Raw genomic sequence first — 26,052 nt, forward strand, 5'->3', positions numbered from 1 at the left:
CCGGAGGGATCGATCGATGACCGTGGACTGGACCGCCGGCACACGCGATCCGCACGCACCCGTCCGGTTGTTCTGCTTCGCGCACGCCGGTGGTGGCAGCACGCTCTTCCTGCCCTGGCGCCGGATGTTGGCGCCGTACGTCGATGTGGTCCCGATCGTGCTGCCGGGCCGGGAACGGCGCTACCACGAACCGCCGTACACCCGTATGTCGGACCTCGTCGAGGACCTGGTGCCCGCCCTGGAGCCGTTGCTGGACAGGCCCTACGCGCTGTTCGGGCACAGCATGGGCGCGATGGTGGCCTACGAGGCGGCGCAGCGGCTGCGCCCGGCGCCGGGCATGGTGTTCGTCTCCGGCCGGCGGGTGCCCGGGGGGACGGGCGTACGTCATCTGCTCGGCGACCGCGAGTTTCTGGAGGTGCTGACAGGGCTCGGCGGGACACCGACGGCGGTGCTCGACTCGCCCGACCTGGCGAACCTGTTCCTGCCGTCGCTGCGGGCCGACTTCCGGCTGGTGGAGACGTACCAGCCGGCGGCGACCCCGCCTCTGGCGTGCCCGGTGACGGCGCTCACCGGCGACGCCGACCCGGAGGTGGCCCCGGCCCAGATGGCACGTTGGGCCGATCTCACCACCGGGGGCTTCAGCCTGCACGTCTTCCCCGGGGACCACTTCTACCTGAAGGGGCTGCCCGAGGCGCTGCGCCGCACCCTGCTGGACGCGACGGGCCGACTCATCGAGCAGCCCGCCACACCACAGCGGAGTTGAACCCCCCGAAGCCGAAGGCGTTCGACACGACCCAGCGCAGCGGGGCGGTGACGGCGGTGTCCCCGACCAGTCTGGGGGCACCGTCGATCGGTGTGCGCAGCCACGGGTCGGGGTGTGCGAAGCCGCCGCGCAGTTGCACCACCGCGGCGACGGCGGACACGAGTCCGGCCGCGGTGAGCGCGTGCCCCGCCAGTCCCTTGACTGCGTTGGCCAGGGGTGAGGCGTCGGCGAAGACCTGGGCGATGGCGTCCGCCTCGATCCGGTCGCCCAGCGGCGAGCCCGTGCCGTGCGTGCTGACCAGGTCCACGTCGGCCGGGTCGAGATCGGCGGACGCCATGGCCCGGGCCATGGCGTCGGCTTCCCCGTCGACGGTCGGGGCGGGCTGGCTGTTCGCGTCCAGCGTGGCGGCGTGCCCCGCCAGTTCGGCCAGGACACCGACCCCGTGGCGCGCTGCCCCGGCCGCCCGCTCCAGCACCATCGCGGCTGCCGCTGGCCCGTGCACGAACCCTCGGTGCGAGCGGTCGAACGGGCCGCCCGGGCCACTGCCCTCGGTGGGCACCATGGCGCCGAGGTTCAGGAAGCTGCGTAGTTCGGCCGGTGCGGGTTCGGCCAGCGCGCCGACGACCAGGCAGGCGTCGGCGACCCCCCAGGAGACCAGCCGGGCGCCCTGGATGAGGGCAAGGTTGCCACCGGCCGAAGCTCCGCCCACGGTCAGCCCCTCCCCCCTGATGCCGAACGCGGCGCTGAGCGTCGCCACATGGTCGGTGTCCTGGTACTGGAGCGCCAGCCGGGGCGGGACCAGTAGCGGATCTCGTCCCAGGCGCCCCGCGGCGGCGGCGCTCTGGGCGCCGTTGAGGTTGTTGCCCCCGACCACCACGGCGAGCCGCCTCGGGTCGAGGTCGCGCCGGTGCAGCTCGGCCGCCCGCCATGCCTGGCCCGCGACAGCCAGGGACGCGCGGACTGGCCGGGACGTGCGGCGCAGCGCCCCGGGCGGGAGGGACGCCGCCGCGACCGCTTCGCTCAGCATCTCGTCGGACAGCGCGGCCCGGTACGGCAGGGCGTCGTGCGCTTCGGTACGGGCGATCGCGGTGCGGCCGGCGCGGAGCGCGGCGGTGAACCGGTCCACGTCGGGCCCCAGCGCCGAGAGCACGCCGAGTCCGGTGACCGCGACCGGCGGGCCGGCCGGTGTCACCGGTACCGCTCGAACAGGGCGACCAGGTCGCCGACCGGCATGGCCTGGCGGAACTCGGTGATCGGGACGAGCACGTCCAGGTCGTCCATCACGTTGATGACGACTTCGCTGCGGTCCACGCTGTTGAGGCCGAGGTCGGCGAGGGTGCGCGCGGGCACGATGTCGGCGGGCTCGAGGTCGGGCAGGATCGCCCTCGCGTGGTGGCGGATGGCGGCCAGGACCGCTCCGTCGGTGTGTTCCATGGTGTCCTTGACGTCCTTCCGGTTCAGATCCAGTCGTAGTGGCGGTGGTAGTTCTTCACGCTCCGGAGCGCGAGCAGGGGCGGGCCGCCGCGGGAGTCGGGGCGCCATTCGGTGGCGGCGTCGACGGTCAGGTCGGGGCGGGGCAGCAGGCATGCCCGGCTCGCCGGCAGCAGGTCGGTGTACTCGGCGAATCCGAGGCGGCGGCGGGCGGCCAGCCGGGGCCCGATCTTCCGGGCCGCCACGACCTGCCCGGAGCCCTCGCCCACGGTGCCGCTGAGGAATTCCGAGGAGCACCCGGAGCCGTAGGAGAAGAGGCCCACCCGGGCGCGTTCCGTCATCGCGGGCAGCTGGTCCACCAGGCTCGCCAGCGCCAGGTAGAGGGACCCGGAGAAGAGGTTGCCGACCTGCGCCGGGTAGGTCAGGCCGGGTTCGACCCTGCGGGTGAAGTCGGCGGCGATCGCGGCCGGTTCGCATTCGGTGAACTCGCGCATCGCGCGGCGGTGCGCCGCGCGCACCATGCCGGCGAACGGGGTGTGGAAGACCAGGTGGTCGAACGTGCCGTCCAGCGTCACGTCGGCGACCCGGCTCCGGTAGTCGGCGAAACTGCGGACTGTGCACTCCAGATAGGCCACGAGCGACTGGTCGGCGTCGGCGACCTCGATGTCGGGGCCGGGCCGGGCGGTGTCCATCGTCTCGAAGCTGTGCAGACCGAACGCCCCGAGGTCCAGTTCAAGGATGTCGGGCTGCTCGCTGAGCAGCATGGCGACCGCGCCGCTGCCGGTGGCGAGTTCGGCGTACTCGGCACGCTCGTCGGCGAGCCCCACGTCGGTGGCGATGAGCAGCACCCGGGCGTCCGGTGAGGCACCCGAGGCGAGGTAACCCGAGGCGAGTTGCAGGGCCGCGGTGGCGGCGTAGCAGGCCTGCTTGACCTCCAGGAGCCGGCAGTGCGAGGGCAGTCCGAGGTACCGGTGCGCGTACGAGGCGATCGACTTGCTGTAGTCGACGCCGGACTCGGTCGCCACCAGCACGACCTCGATGGCGTCACGCACCGCCGGGTCGAGACCGTCGACCAGGCCCTTGGCGGCGTTCACCGCGTGGGTGACCGGGTCCTCGAAGGGCAGGGCGACCGAGCGCCCGGTCAGCATCAGGTTCTTGACGCGGCCGCGGTCCAGGCCCCTGCCCTCGGCCAGGTCGTCGGCGCTGATCCAGGCGCTGCCGCCGTAGACGTCGAGTGCCTCGATGCCCACCGTGACGGGGCGCGGTGCGGTGGTCATGCGGTCTCCTCGGTGGGCCGGGGGGCATCGGTGGAACGCGGCGTGCCGGAGTCCTCGCCGGAGCGGGAAGCGCTGCGGGGCATGCGGTCGGCGGACGCGGCGACGACCTCCCGCAGGAGTCGGCTGATCTTGTCCGGGTGGGTCACACAGGGGAAGTGCCCGGCGTCGGCCAGCTCCTCGTACCGCGCGCCCGCAATCGCGGCCGCCAGTCGGCGGGCGGTGTCCAGCGGCACCACGCAGTCGAGCCGTCCTTGGATCACGGCGGCGGGCAGGTCGAGCTCCGGCAGGCGGCGCAGCAGATCCGGTTCGCCGGCGAACAGGTCCAGGTAGGACAGGCCGACGTACGGGTCCATGCTCTCGCAGCGCAGCAGCTCCGCCGCGAGATCCGGCAGCCGCGCGGCGTCGCCGGTGGCCGCCGCGACGGCGGCCATGTCCTCGGCCACGATGACCTCGAGGCGGTTCACCTCGCCGACCCGGTTGGCGTACCGGTACGAGCCGCCGATGGTGGTCAGCGAGGCGGTGCGGCCCGGGTGGCGCAGTGCGAAGGTCTGGGCGACCAGGGCGCCCCAGGACGCTCCGGCCAGGTGCAGCGGGCCGTCGATGCCGAGCCGTTCCAGGGTGTCGGTGCAGAGGTCGACGATGTGGTCCAGGGACATCTGTCCCCGGGTACGGGTCGCCCCCACACCGGGGTGGTGCAGGACCACCAGGCGGTGGTCCGTGCCCAGTTCGGCGAACTGGCGGGCGAACATCCCGGCCCCGATGTTGAACGGGTGCATCAGCAGCAGGGTGGGGCCGACACCGTGCACGAATGCCTCGACGGTCGCGGTCTCCAGCTCCACCAGGTGGCGCTGGACGGCCGGGGCGTGCGCGCTGAGCACCGCCAGGTTGTCACCGGCCGGTGCGTATCCGTCGGCGACCGCTGTCCGTACGTCGTCCGGGATCCGCTCCGCGGGCTCGAACCGGGCCCGTGCCAGTGCCATCGGCGAGTCCACCGGCCCGGTCGGGTGCAGGTCCACCACCCCGGAGCGGTCGGCGAAGCACACGGCGAGCCGGTCGGTGAGCGTCTTGGCGTCGGCGTCGGACAGGCCCGTCGGCAGCGTGAGGCGCAGCAGACCCACCGGGTCGTCGCCCACGTGCGGGCCGCCCCGGACGCCGGTGGCACGGTAGATCCAGGCGAGCATGGCGGGCCCGGGCTGGACGAGGCCGGCAAACGCGTCGTCGCGCCGCGGGTCGAGCAGGACGCAGTGCCCGCCCGGTCCGCCGTGCACCGGCGCTCCGGCCTCGACCAGCCGCTGGTGCAGGGTCCGCACCTGTTCGCTCCGGCGGTCGACCAGCTCGCCGATCACCGGTGTGTCGGTGAGCGCGGCGCCGAGCACGGCCTGCTGCTGGCGGCCGAGTTGACGGCCATAGGCGTCCTCGTCCTCGGCCATCCGCTCGGCCAGGTCGGCGCGGCGGGTGGCGACCAGTCCGCCCAGCCCGACGGCGAAGTTCTTCGACAGGCTCACCGTCGCGGCGTCGGCGGTGTCGAGCTGGTCGCGCACGGTCTGCCAGAGCTCGGCGCGGGCCGCCTCTCCGGAGGCCCATGCGTTGTCCACCATCCGGGTGGCGTCCAGCACCAGCGGCACGCCGCGCTCACGCAAGGTGCGGGCCGTCTCCCTCAGGGCGCCGAGCGTCAGGGGAAGGCCGCCGGCGGCATTGGTGCTCAGCTCCAGACAGACGAAGGACACGTCCGAGCCGTACTCGTCCAGCAGGGCCGGCAGCCCGGCGAGTCTGGCGTCGCCGGTGACCTCCGCGCCGTCCGGGCGAGGGATCCGGACTGCTGTGAACCCCTCCTCGGCGAGCGCGAACTTCCAGGTGGGGAACAGGTCGTTGTGCAGCACGACTCCCCGTCGGCCGGGCCACGACCGGCACAGCCGCAGCTCCGCGGCCCGTCCGGACGACGCCCACGAAAGGTGCGGCAACGGCAGCCAGGCGGGGGGTGCCACCGGGGCCTTGCCGGAATCCGCGACACGGGCGGCCAGGGCGGCCATCCGATCGGACACGAAGGGGTCGGTGCGCTCGAACCAGGAGTCGGTGAGCAGGTCGAACTCCACCTCCGTATGGTCGAGCAGTACCGGGTTGTGCCCGGCCCGGACCAGCTGCGCGGCGCGGTCCGACACGGACACGGGGGCGCCGAGGGGCGTCTCGTGACCGGCCGAGGCGGGGGCACCCGCCACGGCGGTCTGCGTGCCCGGGGAGCTCGCGCTGTCCGCGGTGGTCGCGTCCTGGAGGTCGGTGGCGGCCTTGTCCTCCGAGTTGGCGATCATCATGATCAGGTCGACGGCATCGGTACGGTCGGCGGCCGGCTGGCAGAGGTACAGCGGTATCTCGACTGGTCCGAACTTCTTCTTGAAGCGGTAGTTGCCCTCGTCGAAGATCCCGACCGAGCGCAGTTCGGCGAGCGACTGACGCACGTCCTGCGCCGGGTTGGGCGTGGTCGTCACCTCGACACCGAAGCTGCCGCCGAAGCTGAGCACCTCGGCGCCCTCCGCGGCGAGCCGCCCGACGATCTCGACCAGGCTGTACTCCAGCCCACCCAGCGGCATGCTCCGCGGATAGAACTCCACGTCGAGCAGGTACCCCTTCCCGGCGGGCAGTGCGGCCAGCACGATGGCGCTGAGCAGCTGTTCGTCGCGGTAGGTCAGGAAGATCCGGTGCCGGGCGGGCAGCTTTCCCGCCCTGATCAGCTCGCGGGCCTCGGCGACGTACGCGTTCACCATCTGCTTGCCCTCGGACCACCGGTCGACCAGATCGGCGATCGCCGCGTCGGTCACCGGGTCGGACCCGCTGACGTACTCCTCGACGCGGTTGTCGCCGTCGCGGCCGAACCGGTTCACCAGGTAGCGGAGTTTGCTCCGGCGGCCGCCCTCGAGCGAGAACGCGTCGAGGTTCTCCAGTCGCTGCACGACCCCGAACGCGGTGGCCAGCATGGGGCTGCCGGCCAGCTCCGTGAGCGGTTCGGTGGACAGCAGGTTGAGCCGCAGTCCGTTGGCCCGGCAGTGCGCCAGCAGCTCACCGGCCGCCGACGCGAACCGCTCCGGAGCGCCGGTGTACCGCCAGACCAGCACCGAGTCGTCGTGGCGGCCGATCGCCAGATAGCCGTCGCGGGTGACCGGGAAGAACAGCAGAGGGGCGATGCTCAGACCGGCCAGGCCGGTCTCCATCCCGTACCGCTCCTCGACGTCCCGCACGAGCCGCGACAGGTCGGGGTGGTCCGCCAGTTCGGAGCGCGGTACGAGCAGCCCCGTGCTCCCTCCCGGGCCGGCGACGTGCCGTGGGGCGGGGGCGGCGGCTTCGTCGAGCCGGGCCACCGCCGGTGCGCCGAAGCGTCCGGCGAGGTGGCCGGCGAGCGCGGCGCAGTCGGGCTGGTCGAACAGCAGCGTCTTGGGGAGCGTGCCGAGCACCGTCTCCAGTGCGCGGACCGCGCGCAGCATGTCGAGGGAGGTGAGGGCGCCGTCCGTGAACCGACCGTCGGGCCCCAGGTCCTTGTGCACGGCACGTTCCACGACGCGACGGACGGCGGCGGCGAGGTCGGGGGCGTCCGGCTCCGTGTCGGGGGCGGACGGTTCCGAAGCCGCCCCGGCCGACACCGGTTGCGGCGTCGGGGCCGCTTCCTCGGGCTGCCGTGCGGGCTCCACGGTGGCCGGCTCGGCCTTGGGCGCGGCCCGTCCGGAGCCCGGGACGGCCGGGGCAGGGCCCGGGACGGCGACGGCGTCGAGGTGGCGCACAAGGTCGGCGAGTGTGTCGTGCTCGTAGAGCTCGCTCGCCGGCACGGAGGTGCCGTGCTCGTCGTGCAGCCAGCGGACCAGTTCCACGCGCATGATCGAGTCGAGGCCGAGGGCGGTCAGCGAGTCGTGGTCGCCGATCTCCTCGGCGGGCACACCCAGTGCCGCCGCCACCCGCTCGCGCAGCCCCTGCGCCGTCACCTCGGCGGCCCGTGCGGGCGCGGGGACCGGCTCGGCCGCGCCGACCGGCGGGGACGGGGACAGCGACGTTTCTGTGCGGTGTACCGGGGTCAGGCGGACCTGTGCCCGGGCCACGCGGCGTACCGGGGCGGCCGGTACGGAGTCGTCCGGGTCCCCGGGATCCCTGGGAGACGAAGGTCGCGCCGGTGACGGCACGGAACCGGACTTGGTCGCGACGGGTGCCGGCGCGGCCCGAAGGGGTCCGCTCCGGTCCCCCGCAGGCGCGTCCGCGGTCTCGACGGCTTCGGCCGAGGTCTGGTCGGGCTCGGTCATGGTGTCGGTCGATCCCTTCAGGGGCTGAGCGGGACGGGGGAACCAGTGCCTCGTACGGTTGAAGCCGGGTCCGGGCAGCGGTGTCCGGCCGGGAACCACGGGCCAGCGGCCGGCCCAGTCGACGGCGTGACCGTCGCACCAGGCAGCGGCGAGCTCCTCCGGTGTGCTGTGCGCCGAAGCGCCGTGCGGGCGGGTGGTCACGATGCCGAGGTGCGTTCCGTCAGGGCTCGCGCCGCGCAGCGCGGCGACGAGTTGGGCGCGGTCGCGGGCCACCACTGCGAGGCGGTGCGGGAGTTCTTCCCGGCCGACCTGCAGGGTGTACGCCACCTGGTCGAGGCGGGCGCCCGGCATCCGGTCGAGGAAGTCGGCCAGCCGCATGCGGTAGTCGGCCAAGCCCTGCGCGTCCCTCGCCGACACCGGCACGACCAGCGGTCCCCCGGCCGGGAGGGGCAGGGGCTTCGCCACTCCCCCGGTCTGGAGCACCACGTGGGCGTTGGACCCACCGAAGCCGAACGAGCTGACTCCGGCACGGCGCACTGGCTGTCCGGACTCGTCCGTCACCGGGTCCCAGCGCCGGGCTCCGTCCGCCAGGGTCAGGGGGGTGCCGCTCAGGCGCAGGTAGCGGTTCGGCTCGCGCAGGTGCGGATGGGGCGGGACGAGACCGCCCCGCATCGCAAGCACCGTGGTAAGCAGGCCGGCGATCCCGGCCGCCGCCTCCAGGTGACCGATGTTGGCCTTCACCGAGCCGACGGCCACGTGTGGTTCGGCCGGCGCGGGCAGGTCCCAGTCCTCGTACAGCCGGGCGTACGCCTGCTTGAGGCCCTCGATCTCGATCGGGTCGCCGAGCGCGGTACCGGTGCCGTGCGCCTGGACGAAGCCGATGGTGCGCGGGTCGATCCCGGCCGCCCGGACGGCGTCGACGACGACGTCGGCCTGGGCCTTGGGGTTGGGCGCGGTCAGGGACGGCGAGCGGCCGCAGTGGTTGACGGCGCTGCCGAGAATCACTGCCTGCACGTGGTCGCCGTCCGCCAGTGCGCGGTGCAGCGGCTTGAGCACGACGGCGCCGACGCCTTCGCCCCGGACGTATCCGTCGGCGGAGTCGTCGAAACTGGCGCACCGGCCGCGTGGGCTGAGCATCCCCGCCCGGGTGAAGGTCGCGAAGAGGGCGGGGCTGAGCGTCAGGTTGACGCCACCGGCGATGGCCAGGTGGCAGTCGCCGTTCTGGAGTGCGCGGGCGGCGTGGTGCACGGCGACCAGCGAACTGGAACACGCGGTGTCCAGCGCCTCGCTGGGGCCGTGCAGGTCGAGCAGATGAGAGACACGGTTGGCGAGGACGGCGTGGGCCACGCCGGTGGCCATGTGGGCTTCGGGGGCGCCACCGTGTGCCGTCATCAGCTCGTTGTAGTCGCCCGTGGCCACGCCGACGAACACGCCGGTGGCCGAACCGGCCAGCTCGCCGGGGCGTCGGCCGGCGTCGTACAGGGCCTGCCACGTCACCTCCAGGAAGTGGCGTTGCTGCGGGTCCATGTAGCCGGCCTCGCGCGGCGAGATGCCGAAGGCTGCCGCGTCGAACTCGGCGACCCGTTCCAGGAATCCGGCGCGTACCCCGGCCAGCTGCGGATCGGCGAGGAGTTCGGCACGGTCCGCAGGGACGGGCCCCACCTGGTCCCGGCCGGCCGAGACCACCTGCCAGAGGGCTGCGAGATCGTCGGCGCCCGGAAACCGGCCGGCCATGCCGACGATGGCGATGGGCATGGCGGACCTGGTGTCGGGCTCCCGGCCGGCCCGTGCCGCGGCTCCCCGCGCGGCCCCGGCGTCCTTCACCGCCAACAGGTCGGCCGTCGGCAGGGGCTCGGCGGACGCCGGAGGGACGGAGGACGCCGGAGGGACGGAGGACGCCGGAGGGACGGAGGAGGGAGGAGGCACGGAGGGGGGAGGAGGCACGGGCAGGACCGTCGATGTGTCAGGGCCGGCGGACCCGCGGGGCGCCGCGGGCACTTCGGGGGACGCCTCCTCCGTGGCGACGTCCGTCTGCCCGACCGTCGGGTGCTCGCGCACCAGGCGCTCGGCCAGCGCCCCCAGGGTGGGGGCCTCGAACAGCACGGTGGGCAGCAGGTCGAGGCCGTAGCGGGCGTTGACCTGGGTGATGAGCTCGGTCAGCGAGATCGAGTCGAAGCCCAGTTCCATCAGGTCGGTGCCGGTGTCCACGTCGTTGTCCGGCACCATCAGGAACCCGGCGGCCATGGAACGCAGTTCCCGCTCGACGCCTCCGATGCGCTCGGCGGCCCGGACCTCCTCGACGGCTGCGGCGACGGGCCGCACCGGGGTGTGCTGCCGGAAGCCCGCTGCGTACGCGACCACCCCGGGGCAGGTCTCGTCTCCCGCGAGGAAGGCGTCGAAGGAGCGCAGGGCGTCCGTGCCGGGCAGCGGCACCATGCCGGTGTGCTGCGCCATCAGCATGCGGCTGGCCTCGTCGACCCGCATTCCGCTGTCGGCCCAGAGCGGCCAGCCGATCGAGACCGTGCGCCCGGGGCGCTGTCCCGCGCGGTGCCGGGCGGCCCGTTCGTCGGCGAAGGCGTCGAGGAAGGCGTTGGCGAAGGTGTAGTCGGCCTGGCCGAGGTTGCCGGTGGTGGCGGCGACGGAGGAGAACAGCGCCAGGAATTCGAGCGGTTCGTCCCGCGTGGCCGCGTCCAGGTGCACGACGCCCCGGACCTTGGGGGCCAGTACCTCTGCGACCTCCTGGGGGGTCTTGCGCACCGCGAGCGAGTCGCGGGTGACACCGGCCGCGTGCACGACGCCGTGCAGGGCGCCGAACCGCTGACGGACCGCCGCCACGAGAGCGTCCACCTGCCGCCGGTCGCTGACGTCGGCCTGGTGGTAGACCACCTCGGCACCCGTCGCTGCCAGGTCGCGCACCGTCGCCGTCACGGTGGCGCCAGCGGCGCGACGGCCGCACAGGACGAGGTTGACCTTGCCGCCACGCCCGGCCAGGTGCCGGGCGAGCGTCGTGCCGATCCGGCCGGCTCCGCCGGTGATCAGGTAGGTGCGTGCCGGACCGGTGGCGAGGACCGGGCCGGCCGCCGACGGCTCGTGCTCCTCGAACTCGCGCACGTATCGCTCCGTAGCCGTGTGCCGGACGTCGCTCTCATCGGCGCCCAGCAGTTCCTCGACCAGCAGCCGGGCGACCTCCGGGGAGGACCCGTCCACCTGGGCCTGGGCCCCGGAGAAATCCGTGTGCTCCAGCGAGAGTGTGCGCAGCAGGGCGCCGAGCGCGGCGTACGCGGGGCGGGCCTGCCCGGTCCGTTCGTCGAGGTGATGTGCCACCAGCATCCGCAACGGGGTGCGGGAGCGGGTGGCCCCCAGGTGGCTCGTCGCCAGCTTCAGCGTGGTGTCGAAGCCCTCCCGCAGTTGTGTCCCGAGGTCGGGTGCTGAGGCGGGGCAGACCTGGAGGACCGCGTCCACAACGCCGGGGTCGGCGCCTGCGTCGGCGTACCAGGCGATGCCGCGCCGGTCCAGTTCGGCGGCCAGGCCGGAGCGCAGTGCGGGCTCCGGGCAGTGCAGCAGCACCCGGCGCACCGGGCGGCCCGGCTCCGGCGGCCCGGCGGGCCGCCAGCGGGGCCGCCGGTGGCGGATCTCGATGCCGACGGGTGCGGACTCGGGGGCGGTCGCACCGTCCGAGGCCGCCTGGCCGCCGTCGTGCGGCTCGGGAGCGTCGCTCCGCACCGCTGCGGGCGTGGGCCCGGCCGGGGGGACGACGGCGGCACGGGGTGCCTCGCTGCGAACCGCGGTGAGCCTCAGCCCCCGCAGGGCGAGGGCCCGTTCGGCGCCGTCGTAGACGTCCAGGTCGACGATGCGGAAACCGGTGGCGCCGTCGGGGGTCACGTCGCGGGCATGCACCCGGCAGCGGGCCGGGAGCGGACGGACGCTGGCCAGTTCGGCGCACGAGGTGGGCAGGTAGCCGTTGGTGTCGTCGAGCACGGCCAGCGCCTGGAGCGCGCCGTCGAGCACGGCGGGGTCCAGGCGCAGGCCCGGCGCGGGCGACGCCGCCACATCGGCCAGGCACTCCCCCGGCCCGGCCCACAGGGCTTGGAGCACTTGGAGGCCGCCGTCGTGCCGCACCCCGCCCGCGCTGAGGCGGGCGTAGACCACGGCGGGTGCCACGGACGGGCCGACCTGGTCGGGGGCGGGCGCGGCGGCGGGCGGCAGTGCGGGGCCGGTCAGGGGCTCGACCATGCCCGTCGCGTACGCCACCCCGTCGGGGCCGGTCAGTGTGAACGGGACCGGCTCGCCGGGCCGGTGGGCGGCGGCGACGACCCGTACCTCGGTCGTGCGGTCGAGGTCCAGGGGCCGCTGCCACGTCAGGTCGCCGAAGCGGACGGCGCCGGACAGGCCGGGCAGAGCCGCGTGGACGAGCTGGGGAACGGCGGCACCCGGCAGGATGCGGCGGCCTCCGACGTGGTGGCCGCCGACCGCCTCCCCCAGAACGCTCAGGGACACGGGGACGGTCACGGGGACGGAAGCCGCCGCGGGGCTCGGAGCAGCCTGGGGCGGGGACTCCGGCCCGGGAGCGGCGGGCGGCGGCGTGGCCGGCTCCCACCAGATCCGCCGGCGTTGCTGCGGGAGGCCCGGGAAGGCGGCCACACGCGGCGGTACGGGCCACAGGGCGGCCCAGTCGACCCGCTCACCCCCGGTCCAGCGGCGGGCCGCGTCGGACCACCGCTCGGCAGCCGTGCCGTCGGGCGTGTTGCCCGAAGCGGTGGCGGGGGTGGCAGTCGTTTCGCGGCCGGGGGCCGCGCTGCCGCGCCACACACCGGGCGCGCTCTCACCGCGGGCGACCGCGGTCAGCCGGGTGACCAGCTCGGGCACGCTGCCGCAGAGCACCGCTACCCGTTCGCGGAGGGCGGGCCGTCCCACTTGGCTGGTGTGGGCGAGGCCGGGCAGTGCGGCCCCCGTCGGCAGCGGCCCTGCGAGGGCGGCGGCAACGTCACCGGCGTACTCGGCCAGCAGCTCGGGAGAGCGCGCCGACAGCACGAACAGCTGGTCTCCGGACGGCGGGACCACCGGGTCCGGACGCGGGGACAGGTATTCCTCGATCACCACGTGGGCGTTGGCGCCACCGGCGCCGAACGAGCTGACACCGGCCCGTCGTGGTGACGGGCCCCCCTCCCAGCGCCGCAGTCCCCTCGGCAGCTCCAGCCGGTCGCCGAGATCGATGCGGGGGTTCACCTCGCGCAGGTGGGCACAGGGAGCGATGGCGCCGTGCCGGAGCTGGAGCAGCACCTTCGTGAGCCCGGCGATGCCCGCGGCCGCCTCCAGGTGACCGACGTTGGCCTTCACCGAGCCCACGGCCAGCGGCCGGCCCCCGGCACCGGCAGGGGCCCCGTGACCGTCGGGCGCGCCCTCAGCGACCCGGTCGAACACCCTGCGCAGACCGGCCATCTCGATCGGGTCGCCCAAGGCGGTTCCGGTGCCGTGCGCCTCGACGTAGTCGACCGTGGCGGGGTCGACGCCGGCCCGGTCGAGGGCCTGCTCGATGACCGCCGCCTGGGCGTTCGGGTTCGGCACGGTGTAACCGGAGGTGCGGCCACCCGCGTTGACCGCGCTGCCCTTGACCACCGCCCATATGTCGTCGCCGTCGGCGATCGCACGGCTCAGCGGTTTCAGCAGCACGGCTCCGACACCCTCGCCCGGTACGAATCCGTCCGCTTCGGCGTCGAAGACCCGGCACGCCCCGTGCGGCGACAGCATCGTCAGCGAGCACAGCGAGACAAAGTGCGCGGGGTGGATGATCACGTTGACGCCGCCCGCGATCGCCGTGTCGCACTCGCCGCGCCGCAGGCTCTCGCAGGCCAGGTGCAGCGCCGTGAGCGAGGACGAGCATGCGGAGTCCACCGCGAAGCTGGGCCCGGACAGGTCGAGGAGGTACGACACCCGGTTGGCGATCGACCAGTACGACGAGTGCGCGCCGGTCATCTCGCCCTGCGGCCACGCGGTCGCACCGAGCTGCCCGTAGGTGCCGTACATCGCACCGGCGAAGACCCCGGTGCGCCCGTTCGCGCGACCGCCGAGGTTGCCGGTCTGTTCCAGCAGGTCCCAGCAGGTCTCCAGGAACAACCGTTCCTGCGGATCGATTTTCACCGCGTCGCGGGCCAGGATGCCGAAGAAGCCGGGGTCGAACCGGTCGACGCCGTCGATGAAGCCGCCCCGGGCGGTGTAGAGCCGGTTCGGTGTGCCGGGCCGGGGGTCGTAGTGCTCCCGCCAGTCGAACCGGTCCTCCGGCACCTCCGTGACGGCGTGAGCGCCGGACGACAGCAGCCGCCAGAAGGCGTCCAGGTCCGGCGCGCCGGGGTACCGGCCGCTGACGCCGACGATCGCGATGTCCTCGGGCCGCACGGCCGGGGCCGGGCCTCCCGGTTCCGCCGGCCGGCCGGTGACCTCGGCATGCGCGGCCGTGTCCTGCGCGGGCGAGCCGTGCACGGCCCTGTCGTGCGCGGCGCGTGCGGTCCCCGCTGTGCGAAAGTCCGTTGGTGCGGTTGGGGCCTCGTGGACCACCTCCCGTTCGGTACGCGGCTTTGGGGCTGTGCCGGATCCGGTAAGGGCCTCGGATCCCGTCTGGTATCCACTGCGAGCCGCTGGGGCCGCCCCCGATCCGCTGCGGGCCACGGGAACCGCCGCGGCACCGGGGCGTGCCACGGGAACCGCCGCGGGGCCGGTGGCCGCCCCCAGCTCCGCCGGCCGTGCGGCACGCAGGTGGTCGGCGAGATCGGCGATGGTCAGGTGCTCGAACAGCAGTGTCGACGGCAGTGAGCCGAGGTCGTCCTCGAACCGGGCGATCAGGGTGAGACTGACCAGTGAGTCGATGCCGAACTCGTCGAAGGCCGCGTGGTCGCCGAGGTTCTCCGGGTCGTGCCGGAGCACTTCCGCGAACACCGCGCGCACGTACTGGCGGGCCGCCGCCGGCGTCACGACGGCCGGGACCGGGGCCGGGGACGTACGGGCCCGCGCCGGGGGTGCCTGGTCCGGTGTCACACCGGCCGGTGCTCTGCGGGCCGTGAGCAGGCAGGGGCCCGCCGTTCCCCCGGCGGTTTCCGCGGTGACCTCGACATCGGTGAGTCCGGCCTTCCCCGCCACGGCGCGCCAGGTCTCGGGGGTGAGCAACGGCGAGTGGGGCCGGCGCAGCTCGGGGTCCTCGTAGCGCCACCAGCCTTCGGCCAGTCCGAACGTGAGCGTCAGGAAGTCGGAGCGCCCGGTGGTCTCGTGCACCACGAGGAGGCCACCCGGCCGCAGCAGCCCGGCCGCATGCCGCAACGCGGCGGTGACGTCCGAGGTGGCATGCAGCACTCCCGCGACGACCACCGCGTCGTGGTCGGCGCCGAAGCCCTGGGCGACGGGGTCCTGTTCGGCGTCGAACCGGGCGTACCGCAGGGTGACCGCGGCCGGTGTCCGCGCCCGCAGAGCCTCTTCACCCTGCCGCAGGAACGAGGCCGACAGGTCGGTGAAGACGTACTCGACCGGTGCGGCGCCGGTCAGCGCGGCCAGCACGTCACGGGTGGTGGCGCCGGTGCCCGCACCGATCTCCAGCACCCGGGCACCCGGCCCGCAGGCGTCGACCTGGCGGCGCACCCGGGCGGCGAGTTCCCGGTTGGCGGCGCGTTCGGCCGCGCCGCCGCCGTAGAACCGTGCGAGGAGGTCCGTCGAACCGCCGGGGAACAGCACCTCCAGAGGGTTGCGCCGCCCCGCCAGCACCTCGGGCAGCGCGGCCACGCACCGCCGCAGCAGCTGCTCCTCCGCACCGCAAGGCCCGGAGCCGGCGAGCGCCGGTCCGACCGCTCCCGCGCCGATGAGACCGATGAGGTCCGTGCCCTCGCGGCGCACCGCCCCGGCACGTTCGAGTATGGGGAGCAGGGCGTCGAAGAGCCTGCGGTGGGCGGGTACGACACCGAGCCGTTCCGCCAGCGTCGCGGCGGAGCACTGTGCACCGGGTGCGGGCAGGGCTCCGGCGGCGGTGAGTTCGGCGGCCAGCAGGGCGCCCGCCAGGGATTCGAGGCTGCCGTCGTCCGGTTCGCGCACGGTCACTCCGAGTCTGCTCAGTGCTTGCGGGGTGGCCCGGGCGACGAGGGCCTGCGGTACGCGGGCGGCGAGGATCCGCCTCAGCGCGGCGAATCCGTCGGCGGGTTCGATCGAACCCACGCCGGACGCCGCCATGGCCCGGGCACGTTCCGGCGCGGCGACCACGCCGACACTGCCCCAGTAGCCCCAGTTGACAACGGTCACCGGGACCGGGCCCGAAGTGTGCAGCGCCTGCCCCATGGCGTCCTCGACGGAGCTGGCGGCCGCGTACGCGGCCTGGCCGGGCGAGTCGATCGCGGAGGCGGCCGAGGAGAAGAGGACGAAGTGGTCCAGGGGTTCGCCGCGCAGCACGTCGTGGAGCACCCGTACGCCCCGGGCCTTGGGCCGCAGCGCCGCCCTCAGGTCGTCCGCGTCGGCGAACGCCAGTGTCCGGTCCCGCAGTTCGAGGGCGGCGTGCACCGCGCAGGTGACCGGGCCGAACTCGGCGTGGGCCACGGCGAGTGCGGCCCGTACGTCGCGGGGTTCCGCGACGTCGCCCCGCACGTACCGGGCCCGTCCGCCGGCCGCCTCGACCTCCGCCAGTCGTGCGGTCACCTCGGCGTCGGCCGGACGGCGTCCGAGCCAGACCAGGTCGGCGGAGGTGTGCCGGGCGAGGTGCATGCTCAGGGCGAATCCGATGCCGCCCGCGCCGCCCGCGATCAGATGGACGCCCCGGTCGCGCCAGGGTGAAGCGGGACCGCCGGAACCGCCCTCGGTCCCGGTCCCGGACGGAGGGAGCTGAGCCGTGGTGGGCGCGGCCGTCAGGGGCCGGAAGACCTGGGCGAGCCAGTGGCCGTCGCGCCGGGCCAGCACCGGGTGACCGGCTGGTGCCCCCAACAACGCGTCCGCTCCCGCGTCGCCGAGGTCGAGACCGCGCACGTGCCAGCTGGGGTGTTCGGCGCCGGCGGCGCGCAGTACACCGAGTACGCCCGCCCGCGCCGGAGCCGTGACGGGTCGCCCGGCGGCGGGCAGCACCCCGTCCAGGACGGCCGTCAGGCTCAGGGCCCGGCGGGCCGCCGGCCCCCGCGCCAGCACCCGCACACAGTCGAAAACCTGCGCAAGGGTGGGGTCTTCGTCGAGGTCGGCCGAGCTGCCGCCGGTCGCCACCACGTGAACGGAGTCCAGGTCCGTACGGGCCAGCCGGTCCGGGCCGGCGGCCAGCGGCAGCAGCTCGCCGCCGCACTGTGCGGCGAGGTCGCGGGCCAGCGGTTCCGCCCCCGGGGTGTGCAGCACCAGGGCGCGGCCGACGCCGACAGGAGCGGGTTCGCCGTCGCCCACCCGGATCCAGGTGGGCACGAGCACCGAGACCGCGGGCCCGCCGTCCTCCGCTCCGGCACCAGCCGTGCGGGACGACGACGCGTCCGGGTTCGCACCCGGGGTACGGCCCGGGGCCGCCTCTCCGTCGTACGGGCCGGCGCCGCGCGGGTGCTCCGTGCGCGCCTCGCGGGCGACCAGGCCCTCGATGCGGGCGTGTTCCCTGCCGTCGGCTCCGGCGAGCCGGACCGTGATGCCCTCCGGGGTTCTGCTGACGTGCGCCCAGGAAGGTGCCCCCTCGGCCGGGCGCACCACCACCCTGGCGGCCGCGAACGGCAGCAGCAGTTCACCCTCTCCGGCCAGCACGGAGGCGACCTGAATGGCGCCGTCCAGTGCGGCCACGTCGACGACGGTGCTCCATGCCGGCCGCTCGGCGACGGTGAGGCGGCCGAGCGCCTCGCCGTCGCCCACCCACACCTCGTCGACCACTTGGAAGGCCGGGCCGTAGTGGAGTCCGGCGGCGGCGAAGCGGGTGTAGAGGTCCCTGCCCGACCGGTGTCCGGTGCAGCGCCGGGCGATGTCGTCGACCGGGAGCGGTGCGGCCTGCGCCGTGGCGGGCCGCACCGTGCCCGTGGCGAAGTCCGTCCCCGCGCACCGCAGGCTGAAGCGGGAACCGTCCCTCTCGACCCGTACCTCCCGCGCCGTACCGGCGTGCAGTGGCCGGAGCCACCTCACCCCGGACAGCTCCAGCGGCCCGTTGTCCCCCGCCGAGACCGCGGCGAGAGCCAGTGCACCGGTACCGGGCAGCACCGGCGTTTCGCCGACCCGGTGGTCGGCGACCTGCCAGGCGTCCGGGGCCACCCACCAGGTGAGCCCGGGGCCCGGAGCGGTCGCGGGAGCGGCCGGCGGCTGGGGCCAGTGCCGGGTGCCGCGCAGCGGATGCGCCGGCAGCGGGGTGCGCCGGGCGTCGGTCCCGAGAAATTGCGTCCCGAACGCGGGGCTGCCGCCGGCGCGGTACTCGTCGGCGAGGCGACGCTGCTCCGGGGTCGCCGCGGCGAGGTACGGCGGGGCGCCGTCCGCCGCCGCCCGCAGCTGGGAGGCGAGGTCGTCGAGGCTGTGCGCGACGAACACGGCACGCGCCTGGTGGTGGCGGCGTCCGACGCAGAGGGTGTAGGCGACGTCGGCGAGGCCGGGCGCCGTCGTCGCGGCGTCGGCGAGGGCGCCGAGCTGCACCCCGAGTTCCCTGGGAGTGCGGGCCGACACGGGGACGACGAAGCTGCGCGGTTCAGGGTTCCGCGGCCGGGCGGGGCCCTCGGCGACGACCAGGTGGCAGTTCGTACCGCTCACACCGAAACTGCTGACCGCCGCGACGCGCTGCCCACTCGGGCCCGCCGGCCAGTCCCGCACCTCGGTGACCACATGGAACGGGCTGTCGTCGAGGTCGAGTCGGGGGTTGGGCGAGGCGAACCCGGCGGTCGGCGGCAGCTGCTTGTGGCGCAGCGCCAGCAGCACCTTGAGGAGGCTGGCGATGCCGGCCGCCATCGTGGTGTGGCCGAAGTTGCCCTTGACCGAACCGAGCGCGCAGGACGCCGTTGTCGCTCCGGTCCGGACGAACGCCTCGGCCAGCGCCTTCACCTCGATCGGGTCGCCCAGCGGGGTACCGGTGCCGTGCGCCTCGATCAGGCCGATCTCCTCGGGCGTGATGCCTGCGCGCTGCCAGACCCGGGTGAGCAGGTCGGCCTGAGCGCGTCCGCTGGGCGCTGCGATGCCGTTGCTGCGGCCGTCGCCGTTGGCACCGCCGGCCCGGATGACGCCGTGGACGTGGTCGCCGTCGGCGAGCGCGCGGGCCAGTGGCTTCAGGACCACGGCGCCGACCCCCTCACCGAGCACGATGCCGTCGGCGGAGGCGTCGAAGGGCGCGCTCCGGCCGGTCGGCGACAGGATGCCCGCGGCGCTGGTCTGCACATGGATGTCGGGGCCCAGCATCAGCGCGACCCCGCCCGCGACGGCCATCTCGCAGTCGCCGCTCAGGATGCTCTGGCAGGCCAGGTGCACCGCGAGCAGCGACGACGAACAGGCGCTGTCCACCGCGGCGGTGGGGCCGGTCAGGTTGAGGAAGTACGAGACTCGGGCGGCCAGCACCGAGGGGGCGCCGCCGAGGAAGCTGTGCGCCGTGTCGTGCCGTCCGGCGGCGCGGCGGACGTGCCGGTAGTCGCTCTGGGTGCAGCCCACGAAGACACCGCAGGACAGGGCTGTGTCGGGGCCGACCGCGTAGCCGGCGTCCTCCAGGGCGCGCCACGACTCGGTGAGGAAGAGACGCTGTTCGGGGTCCATGTCCTCCGCCTCCAGCGGGGACATGCGGAAGAACGGCGCGTCGAACTGGTCGATGGCGGCCAGCGACGCCGCCCACTTGCTGGTCGTGGTGCCGGGGCGGCCCGACGGGTCGTAGTGCACACCGGTGTCCCAGCGGTCGGCCGGCACCTCCTCGATGTGCTGCCTGCGATCGGCCAGAGCTGCCCAGAAGGCGTCCAGGGTGGGCGCGTGCGGGAACTGGCCGGACATCCCGATCACCGCGATGGCGTGGGCGTCGTGCGGTGGCGAGGAGGGGCCCGGCGCCACGGTCTCCGCGGGCCTGGTGAGGGCGGCGGGGGTGCCGGCCGGGCCCGGTGCGGCGGCGGGTGCCGCTGGGGCCGCCCGGCCCCGGGCGCGTACGCCGACTCCGCGCAGCACGAGCGGCGCCGCGGCCCCGGGCTCCGGCGGGGGCGCGCCCCCGGCCGCCGACACGGATGCCGGGACCGGCGCAGGTGTCACGAGCGGTACGGGCGCCGGGACGGACGCTGCTGCGCCGGCCGGTGACCGGACCGGTACGTCCGTCGCGGGTGCCGGTGCGGCGGGCTGGGGCGTCGGCACCGCGGCCACGGCGGGCCCGGCCGGTTCCGGCACCGCGGCGCGTGGGGCGACGGCGGCGTCGGCCACCTGCTGCTTCTGGCGTACGGCCTCGGCCACGGCATCGGCCAGTTCGGGGACCGTGGGCCGCTCGTAGACCAGAACCGACTCCAGGTGGACGCCGAGCCGGGAGGCGAGGGTGTTGGTGACCTCGACGGCGCCGATCGAGTCCAGCCCCATGTCGGAGAACGTCTGCCGCAGGTCGACCTCGTGCGGCGCCAGGTAGAGCTGAGCGGCCACCACCTCCACGACGACGTGGCGCAGTTCGGCGCCGGTCGGCCCAAAAGCCGGTACCGGCTGCGCGGACGGAGCCTGCGGTGCGAGCGGTACGGACGGCACCGAGGAGAGGGGCGACTGCGGCGGGGCGGCCGGAGCAGGCGCCGCAGCCGGAGCAGGCGCCGCGGCACCCGGACCGACCGGGGCCGGCTGCGCCGATTCGCGCCCCAGGCGGCTGTGGACCCGTTCGACCGCCTCGCCGCCCAGCACCCGCTCGTGCATGCGCAACTCCCGTTCGATCACGTCGGACAGGACGGCGAGCGTGCGGCCGGCCAGTTCCCGCTTGAGTTCGGCGGCGGCCGTGCGGGACTGCCGCACGATGGACTGGGCGTGTCCCAGGGCGGTGGACAGGACGTCGGCACGCGGGCGGATGTCCACCGGGGCGCCGCGCTCGCGCAGTTCCGCACCGGTCAGGGTGCGTCCGGTGTAGAACAACTGCTCGGCGACCGCCGAACCGAGCTTGCGTTCCACGAAGTAGGTGGCGCCGGCGCCGGGGGTGAAGCCGTAGGTGAGGAACGGGACGCCGTAACTCGCCTCCCGCGCCATGACGACCACGTCGGCGTACAGCCCGAACACCAGACCGCCGCCGCTGGCGTGGCCCTGGAGGGCGCTGACTACCGGCTTGTCGCACGCGAGGACGAGCTGGTGCAGGAAGGACACGTCGGCGAATGTCCCCTGCTTGGCGGCCAGTCGGGCCATCGCCTCCGGCGTGGCGCCCATGCTGAACACCTCGCCGCTCCCGGTGATCACCACGCAGGACACCGCCTCGTCGGCCGTGGCCCGCAGGAGAGCCTCCCGGAACCCGTCCAGCAGTTCGTCCGTGAAGGTGCTGCGGCCGAGGGTGACCAGGAGGATTCCTTCCGGCAGGAGGCGCGTCTCGCAGGCGGGCCGCGCACCCGGGTGTCTTCCGGCAGTGGCGTCCGTCCGGAGACCGGGGCCCGGCGCGGCCGTGGTGTGCGGGGCGGCCGGTGCCTCTCCGGCCGCCGAAGTGCCCTCGGCGGCAGCCGTGTCCGCTCCCCCGGTGTTCTCCGCGCGCCACAGACCCGGCCAGCAGCGTTCGCCCCGGAACGGATACGGCGGCAACGGCACCCGGCGCCGGCCCGCCGGATGGCAGCGGTGCCAGGGGACATCGGCCCCGGCCGCCCAGGCTTCGGCGAGCCGCTCCCACTGCCGCTCCCGCACGGCGTCGTCGAGACCGGCCGGGTCCGCGACGGCCCCCGGCTCCCGCCCCCAGTAGGCGCCCGGCGGCGGGGCCTCACCGGCGAGGTGGGCCCGCAGCGCCCGGCGGGCGGCGGAGCTGTCCGGGCAGACCACGGCCAGCCGTCGGGCCCGCGGGGTCCGGCCGACCTGGGAGGTGTACGCGAGGTCGTGCAGCCGTTCCGCTCCCCCGCCCGGGGCCAGTTCGCCGAGAGTGCGCCGGGCCAGCTCGTCGGCGCGCAGCCCGGCCGATGCCGCGAGCAGGTCGAGGTCCACCACTTCCAGACCCAGGTCGCGCAGCGGCACGGTGGTCGGCACGTCGTCGGGCCGTACGCCGAGCAGGCCGGCGACTGCCCGGCTGACCGCGTCGTCGTCCTGTTCCAGAACCGCGAGCAGGTCCCCCGCCACCCGGGCGAGTTGTCCCTCGTCCTCGGCGGACAGCACGAGTACGGCCGGTCCGGTGGGTGCGGGGGCTGCGGGGAGCGGCGGCGCCTCCTCCAGGACGAGGTGGGCGTTGGAGCCTCCCGCGCCGAACGAACTGACACCCGCCCGCCGGACGCCGGCCGGTCCCGGCTCCCATGGTGCCGCGGAGCGCTGGAGCCGGAACGGGCCGTCGTCGATGCGCAGCGCCGGGTTCACGTCGTCGCAGTGCAGCGTGGGGGCGAGTGTGCGGTGCCGCAACTGGAGCAGCACCTTGGTCACGGCGGCCACCCCGGCGGCGCTCTCCAGGTGGCCGATGACCGACTTGACCGAACCGAGTGCGCAGGTGGTGTCGACACCTGCGTACGCGTCGCGCAGTCCCTGGACCTCGATCGGGTCACCGAGCGAGGTGCCGGTGCCGTGCGCCTCGACGTAGGTGACGGTGGCCGGGTCGACCCCGGCTGCGGCCAGGGCGCCGGTCACGACGTCGGTCTGCGCGCCCGGACTGGGCACGGTGAACCCGCTGGCCCGGCCACCGTGGTTGAGGCGGGAGCCGCGGATCACGCCGTACACGTGGTCGCCGTCGGCCCGCGCTGCGGCGAGCGGCTTGAGCAGCAGTGCGCCCACACCCTCGCCGGGCACGTAACCCGTGCCGCCCCGGCCGAAACTGCGGCATCGTCCGTCGCGCGAGAGCCACTGCCCGGCGGCGAGCTGCAGGTACTTCTCCGGGTGCGGCATGACGTTCACCCCGCCCGCCAGGGCCCAGGTGCACTCGCCCGAGCGGATGGCCTGCACGGCGAGGTGGATCGCCGTCAGCGATGACGAGCAGGCGGTGTCGACGGCCATGCTGGGGCCGCGCAGGTCCATCCGGTAGGACACCCGGTTGGCCACGGACGAGTGCAGAGCCAGGGGCAGCGGCTCGTCCGGCGCGTCGTCGACCAGTTGGAAGTGGGACGACATCACTCCGACGAACACCCCGACCCGGCGGTCGGCGAGCTGGTCGGGCCGGTATCCGGCGTCCTCGACCGTCTGCCAGGCGGTGGTCAGGAACAGCCGTTCCTGCGGGTCCATCCGCTCGGCCTCGCGGCGGGAGATGCCGAAGAAGGCGCGGTCGAAGCGGTCGATGCCGTCGAGGAACCCGCCCCACTTGCCGTACGTGCGTCCCGGGGTGTTCGGCCGGGGGTCGAAGATCTGCTCGTGCGGCCACCGGCCGGCCGGCACCTCGGTCACGCAGTCCTGCCCGGCTCGGAGGTTGCTCCAGAACTCCGCCACGTCGACGGCCTGCGGGTAGCGGCCTGCGACGCCGATCACTGCGATGGCGCCGCCGTCCGCGCCCGGTACGTCGGTGGGAGGCGCGGAGGGGGCGGGGGCAGGGGCGGCGGGTTCGGCGCCGGATGAGGTCGTGAGCGCGGAGGCCGCGACGGATGCGGCCGTGGGGACGGAGTCGGATTCGAGCATGGGAGCGGAGTCGGATTCGAGCATGGGAGCGGTACCGAGCGCGACCGCGATCCGGTCCGGTTCGCCGTAGCCGATCAGCAGGTGGGGCGCTCCGGTGGCCAACGCCCCGGCGAGGGCGCGGAGTCCGGCCGTAGTGGGCAGCGGCGCCAGGCCGTGCGTCTGGCGGTCGTGGCGCAGGGCCTCGGCGGGCGCGGTCATTCCGCCGTCGGCCCAGTACGGCCACTCCACGGCCAGACTGCGGCCGGGCCCCGTGCGGCGCCGCATCATCGCACCGAGGGCGGCGTTGGCGAAAGCGTAGTCGCACTGCCCGGGGCTGGGCAGGGTGGCGGCGAGCGAGGAGAACACCACGAACAGGCCGAGGTCGTCGGCCGAGGTCGCCTCGTCGAGGAGGGTGACCGCGTCGATCTTGGCGGCGAGCACGGCGGCGGCACGCTCCGGCCGTTTGCGGAAGAACACGGCGTCGTCGACCGTGCCCGCGCAGTGGAACACCCCGTCGAGGCGCCCCTGCGTGCGCCGGGCGGCCTCCGTCAGCCGTGCCACGTCGGCCGCCGAGGAGAGGTCGGCCCGTACATAACGTGCCGTCACGCCCAGTGCCCGCCACTCCGCGAGGAGCCTGGTGGTCTCGGGCGGCTCCGGCCGACGCGCCGCGAGGGTGAGCTCGGCCCCGTACTCGCGGGCCAGCCAGTCCGCGACGTGCAGACCGATCCCGCCGGCTCCCGCGACGAGGTACGAACCACCCCCGCGCACCGGGGCCCCCTCCGGCAGCGGAAGCGGCACGGGCCGGTGGCGGCGCACCAGCCGCCGGCCCCCGGCGTGGTGCACCTCGACGTCGGCCGTGAGGTCGTCGGCCTCGGTGAGCACGGCCGCCACGTCGGGCGTGCCGCTCGGCAGGGCTACCACGCGGCAGCGCAGGGCCGGCACCTCCGTGCCGAGCGTCCGCAGCAACGCGCCGAGCGCCTGGTACCCGGCGTCGGCGTCCGGCCCGTGCACCACCAGCAGCCGGTGCGGGCCGGGTCTGCGGCTGTCCACGAGGGCGGAGGCGAGCGCCCACAGGCGGGGGTACGGCGCGGGCGCGGGCCAGGTGGCGTCGATGAACACCGATGGTTCGATCCCGTCGGAGGTCATCCGGTGCAACAGGCCGGTCAGGGCCCCCCGGTCCCGCTGGTCCACGAGGTAGCCGCCGTCGGGCACCGGCCCGTCCTGCACCACCGTGACGACCCGCCGGTCCGGGCAGGCATCCCGCAGCGCTTGGGCCCATGCCGCGCCGAACACGACGAGATCGCCGCGGTCCCGCCCCGGCACGGGGGCGGGCGCCGGGGTCCAGACCGGCTCGAAGGCGACGAGCTCACCGGGCGTCCGGGCGTCATCCTTCTCCGGGGCCGCCTCGACGGAGGCGTCCTCCCCTTGTGGAGACGTGTCGTCGCCCGAGGTGGTCTCCCCGTACTCGGAGACGAGGAAGGCGGCGACGGCGTCCACCGTCGTGTGCTCGAAGAGCAGGGTGGGGTAGAGGGTCGCGCCGACCAGTTCCTCCAACTGCTCCGAGACCCGTAGCACGTCGACCGAGTTGAGGCCGAGTTCGTAGAAACCGACGCCGGTGGGCACATCCGCGGCGGGCCGGCCGAGGTGCCCGGCGACCACCGCTCGTACGCGGCCGGCCATGGCTCCGCCCACCGGCGTCGCCCGCTGTTCTCCGTCCTTCGGAGCCGCCGTCCGCGAAACGGCGGGGGTCGGCGTGCGCTCCGGATCCGCCGTCCCGGCCGCTTCGGGGGCCGACACCACCGCGCCGGGGCGCAGCCGCTTGGACGCGAAGCCCACGATCTCGGCGATCGGCCGGCCGTCCGAGCCGTAGATACGGACGTCGTTGCTGAGCAACTCTCCGGAATCGGTGAGCCGTTCCGCCTCGGGCACGTGGACCACGGCGGGACCGCGCAGGGGCCGGACCGCGCGGAACCTGCTGACGAACATCGGCACGAACGGGTCGTCCTCCGGCGGCGTCTGGCAGAAACCCAGCAACGTGGCCGCGTCCAGGCGGGCCGGGTGCAGGTAGAAGTCCCCGTCGTCGGCGCCGGTGCCGTCGGCGAGGTCGATCTCCGCGAGCAGGCCGCCCGGGCCGCGCCGGACGGTGCCGGCGCACGCCATGCGCGGCCCGTGGTGGACCTGCTGGGCGCGCGCCCTGCCGTACACCTGCGTCATGTCACCGGTGGTACCGGCGGCGTCCCGGACGTCGGCGGCCAGCGTGGACAGCGCCCGGTCGGTCCAGTCGAGCCGCGCGCGGAGGTTCTCCACCCACGGTGCGTCCGGTGTGAGCGCGCCGGCCGGGCGGCTGGTGGCCCGCACCCCGACCCGGCCGGTGTCGTCCGCCTCGAACACCACGCGCAGTTCGCGGCCGATGCCCGGAGCGGTGGTGACGGGTTCGCTGAACAGCACCTGGGTCAGTACCGCCCGCGCCGGGTCGAGATCACGGGCTTCCAGCATCCGCCAGATCACGTCGAAGAGCGCGCTGCCCGGCAGCAGGCACACGTCGCGGAGCCGGTGCTCGTGGACGACGAAGTCGGTCGGCTCCAGAGCGACCTCTGCTTCGACGCGGGAACCCGGACTGAGCATGACTACCTCCCGTGGGCGGTCCGGCAGGGCCCGGACGGGC

The 26,052-nt window shown here is 74.7% G+C and carries 5 protein-coding genes; 1 reads left to right on the plus strand and 4 read right to left on the minus strand.

Annotation, left to right across the window (positions count from 1 at the left end; translation table 11 throughout):
• The first annotated feature begins 16 nt into the window (after window positions 1-16).
• Complete coding sequence (locus ACFPZI_RS01935; protein WP_381357225.1) at window positions 17-763, plus strand: thioesterase II family protein; 747 nt, start codon at window positions 17-19, stop codon at window positions 761-763.
• On the opposite strand, the gene ACFPZI_RS01940 is transcribed toward ACFPZI_RS01935, so the two are convergent.
• The 4 genes from ACFPZI_RS01940 to ACFPZI_RS01955 are packed head-to-tail and all read right to left on the minus strand — an operon-like array spanning window position 729 to window position 26,012.
• Window positions 729-1,955 (minus strand): beta-ketoacyl synthase N-terminal-like domain-containing protein, encoded by a 1,227-nt coding sequence (locus ACFPZI_RS01940; RefSeq protein ID WP_381357228.1) that lies wholly within the window; start codon window positions 1,953-1,955, stop codon window positions 729-731. The genes ACFPZI_RS01935 and ACFPZI_RS01940 overlap by 35 nt on opposite strands.
• Window positions 1,952-2,197 carry a phosphopantetheine-binding protein gene (locus ACFPZI_RS01945; protein WP_381357230.1) on the minus strand — a complete coding sequence of 82 codons (246 nt, stop codon included), beginning with the start codon at window positions 2,195-2,197 and terminating at the stop codon, window positions 1,952-1,954. The genes ACFPZI_RS01940 and ACFPZI_RS01945 overlap by 4 nt, the downstream gene beginning before the upstream one ends.
• Before the next feature lie 23 nt (window positions 2,198-2,220).
• Window positions 2,221-3,471: a hydroxymethylglutaryl-CoA synthase family protein gene (locus ACFPZI_RS01950; protein WP_381357233.1), complete on the minus strand. Its 1,251-nt coding sequence runs from the start codon at window positions 3,469-3,471 to the stop codon at window positions 2,221-2,223.
• Complete coding sequence (locus tag ACFPZI_RS01955) at window positions 3,468-26,012, minus strand: SDR family NAD(P)-dependent oxidoreductase (RefSeq protein WP_381357236.1); 22,545 nt, start codon at window positions 26,010-26,012, stop codon at window positions 3,468-3,470. Before ACFPZI_RS01955 ends, ACFPZI_RS01950 begins: the two co-directional genes overlap by 4 nt.
• Window positions 26,013-26,052: the final 40 nt, after the last annotated feature.

The sequence above is a fragment of the Streptomyces chlorus genome, assembly GCF_042655885.1.
Taxonomy (GTDB): Bacteria; Actinomycetota; Actinomycetes; order Streptomycetales; family Streptomycetaceae; genus Streptomyces; species Streptomyces chlorus.